The sequence below is a fragment of the Burkholderia sp. E168m23 genome (assembly GCF_016586125.1).
GTDB lineage: Bacteria > Pseudomonadota > Gammaproteobacteria > Burkholderiales > Burkholderiaceae > Burkholderia > Burkholderia orbicola.
The window spans coordinates 1-4,056 of sequence record NZ_BCPP01000676.1; the positions used below are offsets into that span (position 1 = coordinate 1).

Consider the following 4,056-nt stretch of genomic DNA (forward strand, 5'->3'; position numbering starts at 1 on the left):
TTGAGGCCGCCGAGCACGAGCGCGAGTGCGACGAGCAGCAGCTTCAACAGCAACACGCGCCCCCACGTGCTGCCGTCGAGCGGCGCGAGCGAGCCGCCGAGCCCGCGGATCGCGTTGAGCACGCCCGTGCCGAGCACGAACACCACCGCGACGATCGACGTGCGCGACAGGTGCTGGCCGATACGGATCAGCGCGCCGCGCGCGACCGACGTCCCCAGCGCGGGCAGCACCGCGAGCCCGCCCGCGAGCACGAGGCCGCCCCATACGGCGGTGGCCAGCAGGTGCAGCGTCTGCACGCCGACCGCCGCGGACAGCACGCCGCTATCGGCCGCATGGCCGAGCGAGGCCTTGCCGGCCGCGACCACGATCACCGCGAGCCACAGCACCGCATGCGCGAGCGGGCCGTCCGGCTTCGCGAGCGCGACGAACGCGAGCACCACCGCGCCGGCGAACGCGACGCTCCACGCGAAGCCCGTGTGCGTCTGCATCAGCATCACGGGAATCGCGGCGAACGCGCCGCCAAGCCCCGCGCCGCTCATCGCCGCGGCCTCGTAGACGAGCCAGCCGAGATCGGCGAGCACCAGCGCCAGCGCCGCCGCGACCAGCGAATGTTGCGCACGCAGCCATGCGGGGTGCGACGGCGCGACGACCGGCCGCGCGCCGTCCTTGCCGAGCCACGCCTTGAGCAGCGCCGAGCCGACCGCCATCGCGAACGCCGCATCCATCAGCGCCGCGAGTGCGACCTGACCGATCCACAAGCTGTCGAACTTCATCGCGCACACCCTCCCGCAAGCGGCAGGCCGGCAGGGCGGCTGCGAGGGGACGGACAGCGGGACGGACAGCGTGAGGAAGGCAACGGCACGGTAGAAAACGTCATCGATGAATCCGGAAACGGGAGAAATGACTGGACCTGCGGCGGAGGCGGCGCCGCGCGACCCGCGAGTGTACGGTCTTCGATGGTGAAAACGCACGCCGGTTCACACGGCCCGACCGCAATGCGCGTCAAATTGTCGCAAGTCGCAAACGGACAGGAACCGATGTCCTTTCGTCAAATAGCCGTCATTACCCATCGATGATAGAATGCCGCGTCGCAGCAGCCCGGCTGTCCTGCCGTCCATGCGCCGAGCCGATCGTAGCCCGGACAAGGTCCCCGACGAATAAACATGGAGTCTCGTGTGTCTTCAAGACGCCTCTTCCGTCCGCTGCTCGCCGTTCTGATGATCGGCGGCGCGGGCCTTATGAGCGCTGCCCAAGCGCAGACCAAGCCCACGGAGCAAGCGCACGCCCAGCAGGCGCCGCTCAAGGCACCCGATACCATGGCCGAGCGCGTGCGCGGCTGTACCGCATGTCACGGCGTCCACGGCCAGGGCACGGACAACGACTATTTCCCGCGGCTTGCCGGCAAGCCGGCCGAGTACCTGTACAACCAGCTCGTCAACTTCCGTGACGGCCGGCGCAAGTACCCGCCGATGAACTATCTGCTGACGTACCTGAACGACGACTACCTGCGCGAAATCGCCGAGCACTTCTCGGCCGAACGTCCGCCGTACCCGACGCCGGCGAAGTCGACGCTGCCGGCCGCGACGCTCGCACGCGGCAAGCAGCTCGTCACGCAGGGCGACCCGGCCCGCAAGCTGCCCGCCTGCGTGGCCTGCCACGGCGCGGGCCTGACCGGCATGCAGCCGGCGATCCCGGGCCTCGTCGGCCTGCACGCCGATTACCTGAGCGCGCAGCTCGGCGCATGGCGCTCGGGCAACCGCCACGCGAAGGCGCCCGACTGCATGCACGACATCGCCGCGAAGCTTTCCGACGAAGACGTGACGGCCGTGACCGCATGGCTCGCCGCGCAACCGGCGCCCGCCAACCCCGTGCCGGCCCCGGCGCGTTCGATGAAGACTCCGCTCGCCTGCGGCAGCGAACCGCAATAAGGCAAGGGAGACAGACACAATGAAACGCAAGTCCCTGTTTGCACTCTCGGCCGTCGCGATCGTCGCGGCTGCCGCCCTCGTGCCGGTCCTGTGGCCGGGCAACGACACGCTGCACGGCGCTGCTGCCGTCGCGGCCACGCCGGCCGACCAGGCCGCGCTGATCAAGAAGGGCGAGTACCTCGCGCGCGTCGGCGACTGTATCGCGTGCCACACCGTGCGCGGCGGCAAGTCGTTCGCGGGCGGCCTGCCGATGGCGACGCCGTTCGGCACGATGTACACGCCGAACATCACGCCGGACGACCAGAACGGTATCGGCAAGTGGACGTCGGACGACTTCTACCGCGCGATGCACACGGGTCGCTCGAAGGACGGCAGCCTGCTGTACCCCGGCTTCCCGTTCGCGAGCTACACGAAGGTCACGCGCGCCGATTCGGACGCGATCTACGCGTACCTGCGTTCGGTCGCGCCGGTGTCGGTGCCGAGCCGTCCGCACGAACTGAAGTTCCCGTTCAACAACCGCAACCTGCTGATCGGCTGGCGCACGCTGTTCTTCAAGGAAGGCGAATACAAGCCGGACCCGACGAAGTCGGTCGAATGGAACCGCGGCGCGTATCTGGTCGAAGGCCTCGGCCACTGCTCGATGTGCCACACGTCGATCAACATGATGGGCGGCCCGGTAAGCTCGTCGGCGTTCGCCGGCGGCCTGATCCCGCTGCAGAACTGGTATGCGCCGTCGCTGACGAACGACAAGGAACTCGGCCTCGGCGACTGGCACGTGCAGGAGCTGTCCGACCTGCTGCAGGCCGGCGTGTCGCAGAAGGGTGCGGTATTCGGCCCGATGGCGGACGTGGTCCACAACAGCCTGCAGTACATGACCGACGAAGATACGCGCGCAATGTCGACGTACCTGAAGTCGATCCCGCAGAAGGCTGAAGCGCCGAAGAACATGCAGTACGAGCCGTCGAAGCAGTTCGGCAACGCGCTGTTCGACCAGGGCAAGAAGATCTACGCGGACAACTGCGCGACCTGTCACGCCGAAACCGGCGCCGGCAAGCCGCCGGCCTATCCGCCGCTCGCGGGCAACCACTCGATCATGATGGAATCGGCAGTCAACCCGATCCGCATGGTGCTGAATGGCGGCTACCCGCCGAGCACGTTCAAGAATCCGCGTCCGTATGGGATGCCGCCGTTCGCGCAGTCGCTGTCGAACCAGGAAGTCGCGGCGGTCGTCACGTATATCCGGATGTCTTGGGGTAACAACGGTACGCCGATCTCGCCGCAACAGGTGAGCGACCTGCGTTCCGCGCCGCTCGACTAAGAAGCGGCTCACACAAACGGGGCGCGGCTGCGGGAAACCGCGGCCGCGCCCTTTTGCTTTTTGGCTGTTTAGCGATGCAGGTTTGCCGCGCGGGCCGCGCGCTGCATCGCCGATCATAAAACTCAAGAGTGGTATCTATGTCTTTCGAATCTCTCGGCCTGGCCGAACCGCTGGTCAAGGCGGTCAACGAGCTCGGCTATACGTCGCCGACTCCGATCCAGCAGCAGGCGATCCCGGCCGTCCTCGGCGGCGGCGACCTGCTCGCCGGCGCACAAACCGGCACCGGCAAGACCGCCGGCTTCACGCTGCCGATCCTGCAACGCCTGCACACGTTCTACGCCGAGCACCGTGGCGCGAAGCGCGCGGTGCGCGCGCTGATCCTCACGCCGACGCGCGAACTCGCCGCCCAGGTCGAGGAAAGCGTCCGTGCGTACAGCAAGTACCTGAAGCTGCGCTCGACCGTGATGTTCGGCGGCGTCAGCATCAATCCGCAGATCGATGCGCTCAAGCGCGGCGTCGACATCGTCGTCGCGACGCCGGGCCGCCTGCTCGACCACATGCAGCAGAAGACCATCGACCTGTCGGATCTCGACATCCTCGTGCTCGACGAAGCCGACCGGATGCTCGACATGGGCTTCATCCACGACATCAAGCGGGTGCTCGCGAAGCTGCCGCCGCAGCGTCAGAACCTGCTGTTCTCGGCGACCTTCTCGGATGAAATCAAGGCGCTCGCCGACAGCCTGCTCGACTCGCCCGCGCTGATCGAGGTCGCCCGCCGCAACACGACCGCCGAGAGCGTCGCGCAGAAGA

At 67.6% G+C, this 4,056-nt stretch carries 4 protein-coding genes; 3 read left to right on the forward strand and 1 reads right to left on the reverse strand.

Translation table 11 applies throughout. From position 1 onward, the window contains the following. The coding region (locus tag JMF90_RS27235; protein ID WP_201325659.1) for a CopD family protein at positions 1 to 773 on the reverse strand (773 nt) is incomplete at its 3' end. Between the two features lie 390 nt (positions 774 to 1,163). Here JMF90_RS27235 and JMF90_RS27240 point away from each other — a divergent pair. The 3 genes from JMF90_RS27240 to JMF90_RS27250 form a co-directional block, all read left to right on the forward strand. Continuing rightward, on the forward strand, positions 1,164 to 1,928 hold the full coding sequence (locus JMF90_RS27240) for a c-type cytochrome (RefSeq protein WP_011546139.1): 765 nt from the start codon (positions 1,164 to 1,166) through the stop codon (positions 1,926 to 1,928). Positions 1,929 to 1,947: 19 nt separating this feature from the next. After that, entirely contained in the window at positions 1,948 to 3,246 is a 1,299-nt protein-coding gene (locus JMF90_RS27245; protein WP_011546140.1) for a cytochrome c, read from the forward strand. A 137-nt stretch (positions 3,247 to 3,383) separates the two neighbouring features. Further along, positions 3,384 to 4,056 (forward strand): DEAD/DEAH box helicase (locus JMF90_RS27250; RefSeq protein WP_201325660.1); only part of this gene is annotated, 673 nt, incomplete at its 3' end.